Origin of the sequence: Undibacterium sp. Ji49W (assembly GCF_049340205.1) — a bacterium.
Classification (GTDB): domain Bacteria; phylum Pseudomonadota; class Gammaproteobacteria; order Burkholderiales; family Burkholderiaceae_D; genus Undibacterium.
The window spans coordinates 308,054-324,318 of record NZ_JBMPOW010000003.1 but is presented as its reverse complement, the minus strand read 5'-3'; the positions used below and the strand labels follow the sequence as shown (position 1 = coordinate 324,318).

Here is a 16,265-nt window from a genome sequence, read left to right as displayed (position 1 = left end):
CGTCCGCCTTGCCAGCCCACGTTATGAGGCAAACGCATCTCACCCCTATTTATGAAATGAGTTCTAAATCAATGTTTGTATATCAGGCTGGAAGCCAGCTTAGAATGCAGCAATACCTGTCTGGGCACGCCCCAGTATCAGGGCATGGATATCATGCGTACCTTCGTAAGTATTGACGACTTCGAGGTTCACCAGATGACGGGCAATGCCGAATTCATCCGAGATACCGTTACCACCCAGCATATCGCGCGCGGTACGGGCGATGTCCAGTGATTTACCGCAAGAATTACGCTTCATGATAGACGTGATTTCCACCGCAGCCGTGCCTTCATCCTTCATGCGTCCCAGACGCAGGCAGCCTTGCAGGGCCAGCGTGATTTCAGTCTGCATGTCAGCCAGTTTTTTCTGTACCAGTTGATTGGCTGCCAGCGGGCGTCCAAATTGCAGGCGGTCCATGGTGTACTGACGTGCGGTATGCCAGCAGAATTCTGCGGCACCCAAAGCACCCCAGGCGATACCGTAACGAGCAGAATTCAGGCAGGTGAACGGACCTTTCAAACCTTCCACGTTTGGCATCAGGTTTTCTTCAGGTACGAAAACTTCATCCATGACGATTTCGCCAGTGATGGAAGCGCGCAAGCCAACCTTGCCATGAATTGCCGGCGCCGTCAGACCCTTCCAGCCTTTTTCCAGGATGAAACCGCGGATACGGCCATCATCTGTTTTTGCCCACACTACGAAGACATCAGCGATAGGGCTGTTGGTGATCCACATCTTGGCACCGCTCAGGGAATAACCACCCGGCACGGTCTTGGCACGGGTCACCATGCTGCCGGGGTCAGAGCCATGATTAGGTTCGGTCAGTCCGAAGCAGCCTATCCATTCGCCGGTAGCCAGCTTGGGCAGGTATTTCTGTTTTTGTGCTTCGCTGCCGAATTCGTTAATAGGCACCATGACCAGGGAGCTTTGTACGCTCATCATGGAACGATAACCAGAATCGACGCGCTCCACCTCACGTGCAACCAGGCCATAGCAGACATAGTTCAGGCCGGCACCACCGTATTGTGTAGGGATCATGGAACCCAGCAAACCAAGCTCCCCCATCTCACGGAAAATGGCGGGATCAGTTTTTTCATGACGGAAAGCTTCCAGTACGCGCGGCGTCAGCTTTTCTTCACAATAAACGCGTGCGGCATCCTGCACCATGCGTTCTTCATCGCTCAACTGTGAAGACAATAACAAGGGATCTTCCCAACTAAATACAGCCTTGGCCATCTGTTTCTCCTGATTGTATGAATTACTTTTTATCTGAATTACTTACACTTGCTTGTCGCCACATCATATGGATTCATGGGGTGTAATGACAGGCACGTTTATCTTAATTTGCCATGTGTTTTTCTGTATGCAACAGCGACAAGTCCAGTTGCGCCCGCCGTACCAGCCAAGGGCTGGGGCGATAGCGCGGATCGCCTGTACTGCTCAACAGATTGCGCAAAACGCTTAGTATACGCGAAGCGCCCAGTTTATCACCCCAGGCCAGCGGCCCCACCGGATAAGCCAACCCCAAAGTGACGGCCCTGTCCAGATCCTGCGGGGTACATATACCCTGCTGCACGATGTCGCTGGCAATATTGATGATGCATGCCAGCATGCGCTGCACGACAAAACCACTGCTATCCTGTATCAGGCTGACACCCTGGCCGCTACGTAACAGTAATGATTGGCAACGCGCAGCAACAAGCGTATCGGTAGCCGGGTTGGTCATCAGGGTCAGGTGCCCTTCACAGGCCAGCAAGGCATCAATACCCAGCGTGCGACGGGCATCCAGACCTTCACTGGCGACACTGCTGCTGACATCTGTGCCATACGGGCTGACGATGCACAAGGCCGTGTCCGATGGCTGCGCACCTGTTTCAATACTTGCGCCGCAACGTTCAAACAGCGCAATCAATGCAGGAACCGCATCCGGATTGGCCTGACTGATCCAGACCGCATCAGTCCAGGCTGGATAATTTTCTGCCGGGGCTGGCACGTCGTCCTGCCCGCTATAAGAATAAAATCCACGCCCGGTTTTTCGTCCCAGCACCCCTGCGTGTACGCGCTGCGCGGTGATGACACTGGGGCGATAGCGTGGCTCTTCATAATACTGGTGATAAATTGCTTCCATCACCGGATGCGATACATCCAGCCCGGTCAGGTCCAGCAATTCAAACGGCCCCAGCTTGAAGCCGGCAGCTTCGCGCATGATCTGGTCGATCTGACGGAAAGTAGCGATATTTTCCTGCAAGATGCGCAGTGCTTCGGTTCCATAAGCGCGACCTGCGTGATTGACTATAAAGCCTGGCGTATCCTTGGCACGCACCGGCAAATGCCCGGTACGACTGGCAAATGCCATCAACTGCCCGGCAACATCAGCACTGGTCAGCAAGCCATCAATAACCTCTACTACTTTCATCAGCGGTACAGGATTAAAAAAATGCAGCCCAGCCACGCGCTCCGGTATTTTGCTACCAGCCGCAATCGCGGTTACAGATAGCGACGAGGTATTTGTCGCCAGTATGCAGACATCGCTGACGATGCCATCCAGTTGCTGGAACAGGCCACGCTTGGCGTCGAGCTTTTCGACAATGGCTTCCACGACCAGATCACAATCAGCCAGTTCCTGCATGCCGTCCACGACTTGCAGGTTTTCCAGTGCATCCTGGTATTCTTCTTCGGTGAGTTTTTCCTTGTTCAGCATTTTTTGCCATTGCTCAGCGATCAGCTGGCTGGCTTTACGGGCAGCATCTGGCTGCACGTCGAACAAAAGAACGGCAAAGCCAGCCTGGGCGGCGATCTGGGCAATACCACGCCCCATCGCGCCTGCACCGACGATACCAACTACACCTATGCTTGTTTTCATATTCACTCCGGCACGATGGCGGTGACTTCTATCTCAACCTTCGCCCTGTCTTCGATCAGGGCAGCTACCTGTACTGCGGTCATAGCTGGAAAATGACGACCTATGATATCGCGGTACGCTTCTCCTACTTCCTTGTAGGCGCCGACATATTCTTTTTTATCCAATACATACCAGGTCATGCGGACTATGTGTTCGGGGCCGGCATCTGCCTCGGCCAGCACCTCAACAATATTCTGCAAAGCCTGTCTGACCTGGGTGGCAAAGTCATCAGAATGAAACACGCATTGCGCATCCCAGCCAACCATGCCACTGACACATACTGTGCGACCACGGGCAACAACACCGTTCGAATAGCCACGAGGCTTGGCCCAACCCTGAGGTTGCAAAATATCCATCACAAATCCTTTCGACGATGACTTTTAATGCTTTTCAACACAAAAAGTCTGTTATTTATATCTCAAACGAGCTTTGTCTGCTTAGTTTGTTTGCTTAAGCAGACGCAAGCTTTTCATCTTTAACCGCACAATAATGCAACATGGCAGCACGCAATTCATCCGGTATGGCCATGGCATGACGCAAGCTCAGATCCATCATGACCAGAACCAGACGGGCTTTCAGACGCATGTCGTGCTGCTGGCCACAAAAGCATACTTGTATCTCTACTGAGGTATTACCCAGTTTCAGCACAGTCAATTCCGCCAGTAAGGTTTCGCCAAGCTGTGCTGGCCTTATGAAATCTGTTTCCAGGTGTACCGTTGGCAAACCTATGCCACGTGCCATATGCATTTCACGGAAACTGCAACCCAGTCCTTGCGCACACCAGTCTTCCACCACGCCATTCATCATCTCAAAATAGCGCGGATAAAACACGATACCCGCTGGGTCGCAATGGGCAAAGCGTATGGGCAATTCCACCGTAAAAATCATACTGCGGCAAACTCTTTGAGCAATTCACGGCCTATGATCAGTTGCTGCACCTCCGTCGCCCCTTCATAAATACGCAGGGACCGGATTTCACGATACAGACGCTCTACCGGCACTTCACTGACGACACCCAGGCCGCCAAACATCTGCACCGCTGCATCTATCACTTGCTGCGCACCTTCTGTCGCCATCAGTTTTGCCATGGCGGCTTCTTTGGTGACTTTCCTGCCCTGGTCTCTTTGCCAGGCTGCGCGGTAAATCAACAGGGCTGAACTATCTATGGTAGTTGCCATCTGCGCCAGTTTGGCCTGCGTTAGTTGAAAATCGGCCAGAGTCTGACCAAACATCTTGCGTGTCGTTACTCTGTGCATGGCTTCGTCCATAGCGCGACGAGCAAAGCCAAGGGCAGCACCAGCCACAGACGTGCGGAAAATATCCAGCGTCGCCATCGCTACCTTGAAACCCTGCCCTGCCTCACCCAGACGCTGCGTAACCGAAACGCGACAATTAGTGAACTTCAGACGTGCCAGCGGATGCGGGGCTATCACATCGATACGTTCGGCAATTTCAAAGCCCGGCAGACCGGCATCGACAATAAATGCAGTGATGCCACGAGCACCAGGTGCTTCGCCAGTGCGGGCAAACAATACATAGAAGTCAGCAATGCCGCCATTGGAAATCCAGGTTTTTTCCCCATTCAAGACATAGTGCCCCCCGTCTGCATCAGCGACAAATTTTGCCGCGCATTGCATGGCTGCTACATCCGAGCCAGCTTCTGGCTCAGACAGGGCAAAGGCAGCAATCGCTTCGCCTTTGGCTACCTTGGTCAAATAGTTTTGCTTTTGCGCTTCAGTCCCATGCAGGCTGATAGCACCGGAACCCAGCCCTTGCATGGCAAAGGCAAAATCTGCCAGGCCGGAATGACGGGCCAGGGTTTCACGTATCAGGCAAATGGCACGGGTGTCGATGACGTCAGCATTGCCGCCATAGGCACTACCGCCTATGGCATTTTTGAGCCAGCCCGCCGCACCCAGTTGCTTGACAAGATCGCGGCAAGCCTGATCGACATCAGCGGTATGATGATCAGGCAAATTCTCCGCAGACCAGGCATCCAGCGTGCGTTGCAATTCACGGTGTTTGTCATCAAAGAAGGGCCAGTCCAGGTAGCTGGTGTCAGACATGATATGCGTCATGTTCAATCCCCTTCAAAGACAGGTTTTTGTTTGGCAACGAAGGCATGGTAGGCGCGATGAAAATCATTGGTCATCATACAAATGGCTTGGGCCTGTGCTTCTGCTTCTATAGCTTCATCAACACCCATATTCCATTCCTGTTGCAGCATTTTCTTGGTCATGCCATGCGCAAAATTGGGGCCTTCCGCCAGATTTTTTGCATAGGCCTGCGCTTCTACCAAAACATCTTCAGGTGCCGCCAGACGATTGAAAAAGCCCCAGCGTTCTGCCTCTTCGCCCGACATGGAACGTCCGGTATACAACAAATCCGAAGCACGCCCCTGCCCTATGATGCGCGGCAAAATGGAGCAGGCACCCATGTCGCAACCTGCCAGACCAACACGGGTGAACAGGAAAGCAGTCTTGCTACGTGCTGTGCCTATGCGAATATCAGAGGCCAGCGCCAGGATGGCACCGGCGCCAGCGCAGACGCCATCAATCGCCGCAATTATCGGCTGCGGGCAGGCGCGCATGGCTTTGACGAGATCACCCGTCATGCGGGTAAAACTCAGCAGACCCGGCATATCGAGTTTGGTTAATGGGCCGATGATTTCATGCACATCACCACCAGAACAAAAGTTTTCACCAGCGCCGGTAATGACGATGGCCTTGACATCATCACCATACGACAAAGTGCGGAAAAGGTCGCGCAACTCTGCATACGAATCAAAGGTCAACGGGTTTTTGCGTTCAGGCCGGTTCAATGTGATGGTGGCAACGCCAGCATTGACGGCATAAGTAAAATGCTGTGCTGCATAGTTGGCCAGTTGCTGGCGGTTGCCAGGTAAGTCCTGCGGTTGTCCGGGTAGGTATTTCATGTGGATTCTTCCTGGAAAGGTTTGTTGTCCATGTTGTTGTCCAAGCTGCTATCAGCGCCCGGCTCATGCAAATGAGTTTTCACTTGCGACAATAATTCAAATAATTTACTTTTCTGCTCAGTCTGCAAGCCAGAAAACATATCGGCTATCCATCCTTCATGGACAGCAGCCATACGTTTGAAGGCACGGCGGCCCGCAGGTGTCAGCTTGACGCTGTAGGCACGTCTGTCTTTGAGATCGGCGACACGGGTTACCAGTTTTTCCTGTTCCAATTGATCGGTAATGCCGGTGATATTGCCACCCGTGACCATCATGCGCTTGGATAGCTCCCCCATACGCAAACCTTCTGGGTGACGCTCCAGTTGCGCCATCAGATCAAAGCGCGGCAAGGTGATACCGAATTCGCTGCGTAAGCGGCTACGGATTTCACCTTCTATCATCACGGTGCAAGACAGCATGCGCAACCACAGGCGCAAGGACTGATGGTCATCTTGCGTCAGGCGGGTTTCCATGTCGAACACGGGGTTACTGTCTTCTTTCATACCTGCTTTTACCTGTTCATCAGTTTTGATTTCTAGGGCTTACGCAAAATTGTCCCAACAAGGCGCAGCGACGAAGACAGTACTTTAGTACGGCTAGGAGCTGCAACGCAGTTGGGGCAGCTTTGCGTAAGTCCTAGCTACATGACTTCGCCACCGGCTACGGCAATAGACTGACCATTCATTGCTGATGCACCATCCATACATAGCCACAACACGGCATCTGCCACCTCATATGGTTGCACCAGACGTTTTTGCGGGTTACCTGCGGCCAGTTCAGCTTTGGCCTGTTCTTCTGTCCGACCGGTTTTGGCGACGATATTGGCGATTGCATCCTTGACGATATCGGTTTCGGTATAGCCGGGGCAAACCGCATTCACGGTCACGCCTTTGGCTGCAACTTCAAGTGCCACCGCGCGCGTCAAACCTATGACGCCATGCTTGGCAGCACAATAGGCAGAGACATAGGCATAACCCTTTAGCCCTGCGGTACTGACCACATTGACGATACGTCCCCAGCCCGCTTCCAGCATCGCAGGCAAAGCCTGTTGCATGCAAATGAAACTGCCGCTCAGATTCACATCCAGCATGTTTTGCCATAATTTGGCATCGGTTTTAAGGAAAGAAGCTGAACTGGCTTGCCCGGCATTATTGATGAGAATGTCGATGCGACCATCCCTACCCTGCGATAATTGAAAAGCTGCCTGCACTGATTCCGCATCGCTGACATCCATGATGACATACTGCACCTTGACATGCGCCAGGGAAGCCACAGCCTCTTGCAAAGTCGCTTCACTACGGCCTGCCAGTGTCACCGTCGCCCCTTCGCTGAGCAAAGCTTGCGCTATCGCCAGGCCTATGCCTTTGCCACCGCCGGTGACCAGCGCATGCCTGCCATGTAATTTTTCCTGATGCACAGTCATGCTCATCCTTCCAGCAATTTGGCGGCAACTTGCTGCGGCGTCAGACCGGCGCTGGCTGCGGCGACTTGTCGATCACGTTCGAGATTGCGTTCCAGTTGCATTTTTCCGGCGACATATTGCCTGGGCCAGGGCATATCATTGAAGCCCAGCTTGGCTGCCTCATGCAAAGTCCAGGCAGGGTCGGCCAGGTGTGGTCTGGCGATGGCGCACAAGTCAGCACGGCCAGCGGCGATGATGCTGTTTGCATGATCCGCTTCAAAAATCGCACCAACGGCGATGGTAGGGATTTGTGCTTCGTTGCGTATGCGGTCAGCAAACGGCGTCTGGAACATGCGGCCATAGACAGGTTTTTCCTGCTTGCTGACCTGGCCGGATGAACAATCTATCATGTCTGCACCCGCTGCCTTAAACAGGCGAGCAATGGCAACTGCATCATCCGGCGTAATACCGCCCTCTACCCAATCATGCGCAGAAATACGCACGGAAATCGGTTTATCCGCAGGCCAGACAGCGCGTATCGCGGCAAACACTTCCAGCGGATAACGGCAACGGTTTTCCAGCGAACCACCGTATTCATCTTGACGCTGATTGGTCAGTGGCGAAATGAAGCTTGATAGCAAGTAACCATGAGCGCAATGCAGTTCCAGCCAGTCAAAGCCTGCTTCTGCTGCTGCCCTGGTCGCCTGGACAAAATCATCTTTTATGCGCTGCATGTCTGCCGCTGTGGCAGCACGCGCAACTTGCGAAATGCCAGGCAGGTATTGTTGCTCTGACGCTGAGACCAGCGGCCAGTTGCCTTCTTTCAATGGCTGATCTATTCCTTCCCAGGCCACGCAGGTGGAACCTTTGGCTCCGGCGTGGCCAAGTTGCACGGCAATCTTTGCATCGGTGTTGGCATGAACGAAATCGACGACGCGTTTCCAGGCTTGTGTATGTTCAGGTGCATACAGGCCGGGGCAAGCTGGCGTAATGCGTGCATCGGCAGAGACACAGGTCATCTCGGCAAACACCAGACCAGCACCGCCCATGGCGCGACTACCCAGATGCACGAGATGATAGTCACCGGCTACGCCATCTACCGCAGAGTATTGCGCCATGGGTGAGACGACGATGCGATTTTTCAATACAACATCGCGCAGCTTGTAGGGCGTCAGCATGGGTGGAATAGCTGTTTTTGTTTTGGGCACAGGCAAACCAGCCCTGGCATAAGCCTGCTCAGCTATCCAGTGTTCAAAACTGCGTACATAGGCAGCATCCCTTACCCGCAGGTTTTCATGCGAAAGACGCTGGCTGCGCGTCAGCATGGAATAGGCAAACTGAGGCGCTTCCATGGCGGTATAGCGCTGGACATTTTCAAACCATTCCATGGAATTGCGGGCAGCGCTTTGTATCTTCAAGACTTCTATGGAACGCAAATCCTGATAGGCTTCCAGCACGGCTTCCATACCTTGCTCACCATGTTTCTCAAAACTGCGTGCTAGTTCTATGGCATCTTCCAAAGCCAGCTTGGTGCCGGAACCTATGGAGAAATGGGCAGTATGGGCAGCGTCACCCATCAAGACTACAGGCACGCGTTTATTATTCAACTTAGGCGACTGGTTCCAGTGCACCCAGTTCTTACAGATAATGCGCGGGAACTTGATCCAGTTGGCAGAGCCGCGCAAATGCGTGGCATTTGACATCAGGGCATTGCCATCGAGGTATTTGGCGAACAGGTTTTCACAAAAAGCGATGGCTTCTTCCTGGCTCATTTTATCTATACCAGCCTTGATCCATGTATCTTCCGGTGTCTCGACGATAAAGGTCGCTGTATCGCCATCATATTGATAGGCATGTGCCTGAAACCAGCCATGCTCGGTTTCTTCAAAGGCAAAGGTAAAAGCCGAGAACAGTTTTTTGGTGCCAAGCCAGACGAAACGGCATTTGCGGGTATCAATATCAGGTTGATAGCTTTGCTCGTAACGAGTGCGCACACGACTGTTCAGGCCGTCGCAAGCAATAACCAGATCAGCATCATATTCCAGCGCCAGTGCCTGATCGTCTGTCACATCCGTTTCAAAGACCAGCTTGACATCCAGCTCTTCACAACGCTCTTGCAAGATATTCAGCAAACGCTTACGACCTATGCCGCAAAACCCGTGGCCACCAGAGGTGACAACCTGCCCCTTGAAATGAGTATCAATATCATCCCAGTGATTAAAAGACTGCAAGATGGAACGGGCAGTTTGTTCATCGGCATTCACCAGGTTACCCAGAGTCTGGTCAGAAAATACCACGCCCCAGCCAAAGGTATCGTAAGCGCGATTGCGTTCGACGATGGTGATCTGGTGCGCAGGGTTTTGCTTTTTCATCAGCAGGCTGAAGTACAGGCCAGCCGGACCACCGCCTATGCATAGGATGTTCATTAAATTACCTTGAAGATTAATTTATTTTTTTGATTTCTTTGACCAATTACTACATCACTGCATTTTGCAGGAAGCCACATAGGCATCGGGATGATTGGTAAATACAGCACTCAGTGTTTTATTGGTCACTCTTCCCTGAGCATCCTTGCTAATAATGCGCGCATAATAATTTTGCACAGGATAATGATTGCTGTTGAACTTGAAGTCGCCACGTACGGATTTAAAATTGGCTGCCTTGATGGCTTTACCCAGGGCATCCTTGTCTTCTATCTTGCCTTTGACACCACGCACGGCACTATCCATCAGCATGGCAGCGTCATAGCCTTGCGATGCATACAATGATGGCAGGCGACCATATTCTTTCTGGAAGTCGGCTACAAAACGTTTGTTTTGCGGGTTATCCATATCATGTCCCCATTGCGATGCATTGAACATGCCCAGCATGGGCGCACCTACTGCCTTGATAATGTCTTCATCGGCAGAAAAGCCTGGTCCAAAGAGTTGGGTATTTTTGGATAAGCCGGCATCCACAAATTGCTTGATGAAATTGATACCCATGCCACCGGGCAGGAAAATATACACGGCATCGGGCTTCAGACCACGTATCTGTGCCAGTTCAGTCGCATAATCAAGTTGTCCCAGTTTGGTATAAATTTCTTCAGCAACTTTGCCCTTGTAATAGCGTTTGAAGCCTGTCAATGCGTCTTTGCCTGCTGGATAATTAGGCGCCACCAAAGCAACATTTTTAAAGCCCTTGTCATTGACCTGTTTGCCGACAGCTTCATGCAGGCTGTCATTCTGCCAGGCCACGTTAAAGAAATAGGGATTACATTGCTCACCCGCATATTGCGAAGGACCGGCATTGGCGCTGATGTAATGCACCTTGGCACCAAAAATCGTTGGACCCACTGCCAGCATCAGATTGGAGAACACGATACCGGTCATCAAATCGACCTTGTCTTTCTTGATGAGCTTGTCCACCAACTGCTTGGTCGCGTCAGGGTTTTGCTGGTCATCACCCGTGATAACTTCGACCGGCAAGTTACCGAATTTATTGTCCAGATGTTTCATGGCCAGGGAAAAGCCGTCGCGTATATCAACACCCAGTCCAGCGCCCGCACCAGACAAGGTGGTGACCATGCCGACTTTGACTTTGTCTGCGGCAAAAGCACAGTTCGCATTCGTTGCGGCAATACTGGATAACAATAAACACAGCAAGGTCTTTTTCACGAGCGTCTCCTTCGGGTTAATGGGCATGGGCGAATATTTTCAAACGTTATAGTTAACTGGAGCTGGCAGCAGGCGTACGTAATTTATAGCGCTGTAGTTTTCCGGTTTCCGTCCTCGGCAAATTCGTCATGAATTCTATGGCGCGAGGGTACTTATAGGGGGCGATACTGTTCTTGACGAAATCCTGGATCTCTTTGCACAGACTTGCTGATGCATGGGCATCTGCCTTCAATACGACAAAAGCCTTGACGATCTGACCGCGCTCTTCGTCAGTCTGGCCTATGACTGCGCATTCAGCTACAGCAGGATGTTTCAGCAAGGCTTCTTCCACTTCTGGCCCGGCGATATTGTAGCCAGCAGAAATGATCATGTCGTCAGTGCGGGCGCGGTACCAGAAGTATCCATTGGCATCCATTTCATAAGCATCACCTGTCAGGTTCCAGCCTTGATGGACGTATTTCTTTTGTCTGTCGTCAGCCAGGTAACGACAACCTGTCGGTCCTTTGACTGCCAGGCGGCCAACCACACCGGGGCCAGCCATTTCACCATGCTCATCAAATATACAAGCCTGATAGCCGGGTATGGGCTTGCCGGTTGCCCCTGCCCGCACCTCGTCACCTGCGGCAGAAATAAATATATGCAGCATCTCGGTCGCACCTATGCCATCTATCATGACCAGGCCAGTCGCCTGACGCCAGGCTTCACGGGTCGCAGCAGGCAGCGCTTCACCGGCAGAAACGGTTTTCTTGAGGCTGGACAAGTCAAAATTCTTTGCCTGCGTGGCCATCTGGCGATAAAAGGTAGGCGCGGTAAAACAGACTGTGGCCTTGAATTCGTCTATGGCTTTCAACAAGGATTCCGGGGTCAGTTTTTCCAACAAGACCGCAGTTGCACCCACGCGCAAGGGAAACAGCAGCAAACCGCCCAGGCCAAATGTAAATGCCAATGGCGGTGTGCCTATGAAAATATCGCTTTGTACAGACTGCAAGGTGGAACGTGGGAAGCAATCGCAGATCGCCAGCACATCCCTGTGGAAATGCATGGTGCCCTTGGGCATGCCGGTCGTGCCAGAGGTAAAGCTGATGAGACAGACATCTTCGGCCAGGGTATCGACGGCTGCAAAATCAGGCGATTTACCAGCCATCAACGCTTCCAGACCATCATCACCCTGATGATTGAAATACAGCACTTGCGTCAATATGGGATTGGCCTGCACCGCCAGTTCCATCTCTTCGCGCAGATTTTCTGAACAGAGTGCAGCGGCAATTTCAGCCTTGTTCGCGATTACGCCCAATTCCTTGGCGCGCAACAATGGCATCGTGGGAACAGCGATACAACCGGCCTTGATGACAGCCAGCACACTGGCAGCCATCATGGGATTATTGGCACCACGCAACAAGACCCTGTTGCCAGGCTGCAAATGCATATCTTCAAGCAAAACGTGAGAGATACGATTGACGGTAGCCAACAGATGAGAGTAAGTCCAGCTTTCAGTCTGGCTGCGGATGGCAATGCTGTCTGCATGGCCGGTCACACACATCTTGTCAAGCAAGTCGGCGACACAATTCAGACGTTCAGGGTATTGCAACTCCGGCAAAGAAAAAATCAGTTCCGGCCATTGCTCGCGTGGCGGCAAGTGATCAAAAGCAAAGGTATCCAGATGGGCAGACCCTGGTAGCGCAGTTGAATTCATTTCTTCTCCGGCTTTGGTACACAATATAGATACAGCAACCCCGAAAACACCAAACTACTTTAAACCTAAACTATTTTTAGGTAAAGTGTTTTTTCACATCAAAATTCGGTTTTTCTCAAAGAAAATATTTTCAAATGCGTCGCTTATAGTATATTTTAGGCCTAAAGTAATTTCATCGAATACCTTAGCAGCACCATCAGGGATATCAGAATGAACATCACGCTTTTGTTGGAGCACGGTTTAAACGGCCTGCAATTTGGCCTTATGCTTTTCCTGCTGGCAGCGGGCCTGACGCTGATCTTTGGCATCATGGATTTCATCAACCTGGCCCATGGCTCCCTCTACATGGCAGGCGCTTATTTCGCCGCCAGTTTTACCGGCATGACAGGTTCTTTCTGGCTGGGCCTGCTGGCAGCGGTGATAGCGACTGCACTGCTGGGCGTTATACTGGAGGTAGTGGTCTTCCGGCATTTATACCAGCGCGATCATTTGTCCCACGTGCTGGCGACTTTTGCATTGATACTGATTTTCAACGAAGGCGCGCGCATGATCTGGGGTGCACAGCCGCTGATGCTGAATATTCCGCCACAGTTGGCACAACCGGTGGAATTGCTGCCTGACTTCTTTTACTCTTCTTTCCGTCTGTTCATCATTGCCACCGGGCTGGCTGTCGCTGGCCTGCTGTATTTTGTGGTCACCAAAACCCGTATAGGCATGCTGGTACGGGCCGGGGCATCGAACCGTGAAATGGCAATCACCATGGGTATCAATATCAAGCTGGTGTTTACATTGCTGTTTGCCTTTGGTGCAGCCCTGTGCGCCATCTCGGGCGCCCTGCTGGGCTCCATACTGGCAGTACAGGTGGGCATGGGTGAAAGTATCCTGATACTGGCGTTTGTGGTCATCGTCATAGGTGGCATAGGCTCGATACGCGGTGCACTGGTAGGCGCATTGCTGGTGGGGTTGGTTGACACTTTAAGTAAAACCTTGCTGCCCGGTGCATTGAAATTGTTGATGCCGCTGGAGATGGCCGCCAACCTCGGCCCTGCCCTGGCGTCAATGCTGATTTATGTATTGATGGCAGCCGTACTGTTTTACAAACCCCAGGGCCTGTTCCCTGCGCGAGGCTGAGAGATTAATTATGCAAAGCAGCCTACATCACACTATCTCGCGCAAGTTCAGCACAGGCATCCTGCTCCTACTGATTGCCTTCCCCTTACTGGCGACCTACTTCGCCCAGGAATTTTATATAGGCTTGCTAAGCCGCTTGATGATTTTCGCCCTGGTAGCCAGCAGCCTGAACCTGATACTGGGTTTTGGCGGCATGATCAGCCTGGGGCATGCAGCCTTCTTTGGCAGTGGTGCTTATGTGGTGGGCATCCTGATGCAGCACGGAGTCACATCTGCCTGGATCAGTTGGCCGGCGGCGATGCTGACTGGCTTTGTGCTGGCACTGGCAATAGGCAGTGTCTCACTCAGGACGCGCGGCGTATACTTCATCATGATCACGCTGGCATTTGCGCAGATGCTGTACTTTCTGTTTGTGTCACTGAAAAATTATGGCGGTGACGATGGTCTGAGTCTGGTGCAACGTTCAGTCACTGGTCTGGATATGGCAAATGACAGCAATTTTTATTATCTGGTGCTGGTTATTTGCACCATATTTCTCTTCGTTCTTTATAGACTTATTAATTCCCATTTTGGACGGGTGATACAAGCCATCAAGGAAAACGAAACCCGCATGGAAGCCATAGGTTACCCGGTATTTCGCTACAAGCTGCTGTGTTTTGCAATTGCGGGCAGTATCGCCAGTCTGGCCGGTGCCTTGCTGGCAAACCAGAACATGCTGGTCAGCCCTAACCTTTTGCACTGGACACAATCCGGCAGCCTGATGGTGATGGTGATACTTGGCGGCGTAGGCTATCTGTCTGGCGGCATACTGGGTGCGGTAGTCATGCTCATGCTGGAAGAAATTCTGTCTGGCTACACCATACACTGGCAATTGTATCTGGGCATTATCCTGCTGCTGGTGGTCATGCTATTGCCAAATGGCCTGGCCAGCCTGCCACAAAAATTCATGTCTATCAAAAAACCGCAGGAGGATCGGGCATGAGTGTTTTACAGTTAAAAGGCCTGGTCAAACGCTATGGCGGCCTGGTTGCTACCAACAATCTGAGCCTGGATATCTTGCCCGGTGAAATCCACGCCATCATAGGTCCGAATGGCGCAGGCAAGACTACGCTGATACATCAGATATCCGGTGCCATTGCACCCAATCAGGGGCAAATCATTTTCAATGGCGTGGATGTTACTGCCACCAGCATGCATGAACGCGTCAAGCTTGGGTTGGCACGCTCTTACCAGATCACAAATATCTTCCAGTCATATACGGTCATCGATAACCTGAGTCTGGCAATACAGGCGCGCTCAGGCAGCAGCATGCGTTTCTGGCGCAAGGCCATAGATGAGCAGGCACTTTTTGAGCAAGCAAGGCAACTCGCCAGTGACATAGGTCTGGCAGAAGTAGTCAACAGCAAAGCCTGTGAACTTGCACATGGTGAGCAACGCCAACTGGAACTGGGGCTGACACTGGCGACTGAACCCAAACTGCTCTTGCTGGATGAACCGATGGCAGGTACAGGGCATGAAGAATCGGGCAAGATGCTGGAACTGATCGCCGCCCTGCGCGGCAAGGCTGCCGTGATCTTGATTGAACATGATATGGATGCAGTATTCAAACTGGCTGACCGTATCTCTGTCTTGGTAGCAGGTGCCATCATCGCCACTGGCACGGCAGAACAGATACGCCAGAACCCGGAAGTCAAAAAGGCTTATCTCGGTGATGAAATGGACAGTGCACTCAAGGAAGTCGCATGAAGACCATACTGGAAGTCGGGCATATCGCCACCTCGTATGGCCACAGCCAGGTCTTGTTTGGCATAGACCTGCAAATACGCCAGGGCGAAGTCGCCAGCCTGCTGGGTCGCAATGGCGCTGGCAAAACAACGACCTTGCGTTCGATACTGGGCCTGACACCAGCGCATAGCGGCCATATCCATTTCATGGGCCAGCGCATAGAAAAAATGACGACGGATAAAATCGCCAGGATGGGCATAGCCCTGGTGCCGGAAGGCAGACAGATTTTCCCTAACCTGACCGTTAAGGAAAACCTGGTCGCCTTTGCCGCCAATCGCAATCAAAGCAAAACGCCGTGGAACCTCAAAGAAATTTACCAGCTATTCCCGCGTCTGGCCGAGCGCGCCGGCAATATGGGCAATCAATTATCTGGTGGTGAACAGCAGATGTTGGCCATCTCACGCGCCTTGATGACCAATCCGCATCTGCTGATACTGGATGAAGCGACGGAAGGCCTGTCACCGCTAGTGCGTGAAGAAATCTGGGCCTGCCTGCGGAAACTGCGCGATCAGGGGCAAACCACACTGGTTATCGATAAATATGTAGAAAAACTCATCCCCCTGGCAGACCAGCACAGCATCATGGAACGGGGCAAGATAGTCTGGCATGGCAATAGCGAGAGCCTTAGGCAATCACCGGAGACCTGGCAAAAGTATGTGGGTGTCTGAACCAATTCAAGTACA

At 52.1% G+C, this 16,265-nt stretch carries 15 protein-coding genes; 4 read left to right on the top strand and 11 right to left on the bottom strand.

What is annotated here, in order from left to right; all coding sequences use genetic code 11:
- Positions 1 to 99: 99 nt before the first annotated feature.
- From ACO0LK_RS05655 to ACO0LK_RS05605, 11 genes are all read right to left on the bottom strand, one after another.
- Positions 100 to 1,275 carry an acyl-CoA dehydrogenase gene (locus tag ACO0LK_RS05655; RefSeq protein WP_162058695.1) on the bottom strand — a complete coding sequence of 392 codons (1,176 nt, stop codon included), beginning with the start codon at positions 1,273 to 1,275 and terminating at the stop codon, positions 100 to 102.
- Positions 1,276 to 1,378: 103 nt separating this feature from the next.
- Positions 1,379 to 2,902: a 3-hydroxyacyl-CoA dehydrogenase gene (locus ACO0LK_RS05650; RefSeq protein WP_422972979.1), complete on the bottom strand. Its 1,524-nt coding sequence runs from the start codon at positions 2,900 to 2,902 to the stop codon at positions 1,379 to 1,381.
- Between the two features lie 2 nt (positions 2,903 to 2,904).
- Complete coding sequence (locus ACO0LK_RS05645) at positions 2,905 to 3,297, bottom strand: RidA family protein (protein WP_422972977.1); 393 nt, start codon at positions 3,295 to 3,297, stop codon at positions 2,905 to 2,907.
- 94 nt (positions 3,298 to 3,391) lie between these two features.
- Positions 3,392 to 3,829 carry an acyl-CoA thioesterase gene (locus tag ACO0LK_RS05640; RefSeq protein WP_422972975.1) on the bottom strand — a complete coding sequence of 146 codons (438 nt, stop codon included), beginning with the start codon at positions 3,827 to 3,829 and terminating at the stop codon, positions 3,392 to 3,394.
- Positions 3,826 to 5,007: an acyl-CoA dehydrogenase family protein gene (locus ACO0LK_RS05635; protein ID WP_422973051.1), complete on the bottom strand. Its 1,182-nt coding sequence runs from the start codon at positions 5,005 to 5,007 to the stop codon at positions 3,826 to 3,828. Before ACO0LK_RS05635 ends, ACO0LK_RS05640 begins: the two co-directional genes overlap by 4 nt.
- Before the next feature lie 14 nt (positions 5,008 to 5,021).
- Positions 5,022 to 5,876, bottom strand: a complete 855-nt coding sequence (locus ACO0LK_RS05630; RefSeq protein WP_422972973.1) for an enoyl-CoA hydratase family protein — start codon at positions 5,874 to 5,876, stop codon at positions 5,022 to 5,024.
- Positions 5,873 to 6,418, bottom strand: a complete 546-nt coding sequence (locus ACO0LK_RS05625) for a MarR family winged helix-turn-helix transcriptional regulator (protein ID WP_422972971.1) — start codon at positions 6,416 to 6,418, stop codon at positions 5,873 to 5,875. Before ACO0LK_RS05625 ends, ACO0LK_RS05630 begins: the two co-directional genes overlap by 4 nt.
- Positions 6,419 to 6,555: 137 nt before the next feature.
- Positions 6,556 to 7,338, bottom strand: coding sequence for an SDR family NAD(P)-dependent oxidoreductase (locus tag ACO0LK_RS05620; protein WP_422972969.1), 783 nt, complete (start codon positions 7,336 to 7,338; stop codon positions 6,556 to 6,558).
- 2 nt (positions 7,339 to 7,340) lie between these two features.
- Positions 7,341 to 9,743, bottom strand: coding sequence for a bifunctional salicylyl-CoA 5-hydroxylase/oxidoreductase (locus tag ACO0LK_RS05615; protein WP_422972967.1), 2,403 nt, complete (start codon positions 9,741 to 9,743; stop codon positions 7,341 to 7,343).
- 54 nt (positions 9,744 to 9,797) lie between these two features.
- Positions 9,798 to 11,000, bottom strand: coding sequence for an ABC transporter substrate-binding protein (locus ACO0LK_RS05610; RefSeq protein ID WP_110253124.1), 1,203 nt, complete (start codon positions 10,998 to 11,000; stop codon positions 9,798 to 9,800).
- Between the two features lie 25 nt (positions 11,001 to 11,025).
- Entirely contained in the window at positions 11,026 to 12,666 is a 1,641-nt protein-coding gene (locus ACO0LK_RS05605; RefSeq protein WP_422972964.1) for a benzoate-CoA ligase family protein, read from the bottom strand.
- 210 nt (positions 12,667 to 12,876) lie between these two features.
- Between ACO0LK_RS05605 and ACO0LK_RS05600 the strand changes: the two genes are divergently transcribed.
- From ACO0LK_RS05600 to ACO0LK_RS05585, 4 genes are read left to right on the top strand one after another with little or no spacing between them, the layout of a single operon-like run.
- Positions 12,877 to 13,797 carry a branched-chain amino acid ABC transporter permease gene (locus tag ACO0LK_RS05600; RefSeq protein WP_422972962.1) on the top strand — a complete coding sequence of 307 codons (921 nt, stop codon included), beginning with the start codon at positions 12,877 to 12,879 and terminating at the stop codon, positions 13,795 to 13,797.
- Between the two features lie 10 nt (positions 13,798 to 13,807).
- Positions 13,808 to 14,779 (top strand): branched-chain amino acid ABC transporter permease, encoded by a 972-nt coding sequence (locus ACO0LK_RS05595; protein WP_422972960.1) that lies wholly within the window; start codon positions 13,808 to 13,810, stop codon positions 14,777 to 14,779.
- A complete protein-coding gene (locus ACO0LK_RS05590) occupies positions 14,776 to 15,543 on the top strand; it encodes an ABC transporter ATP-binding protein (protein WP_422972958.1) in 768 nt (255 codons plus the stop codon). The genes ACO0LK_RS05595 and ACO0LK_RS05590 overlap by 4 nt, the downstream gene beginning before the upstream one ends.
- Positions 15,540 to 16,250, top strand: coding sequence for an ABC transporter ATP-binding protein (locus ACO0LK_RS05585; RefSeq protein WP_422972956.1), 711 nt, complete (start codon positions 15,540 to 15,542; stop codon positions 16,248 to 16,250). The genes ACO0LK_RS05590 and ACO0LK_RS05585 overlap by 4 nt, the downstream gene beginning before the upstream one ends.
- Positions 16,251 to 16,265 lie beyond the last annotated feature (15 nt).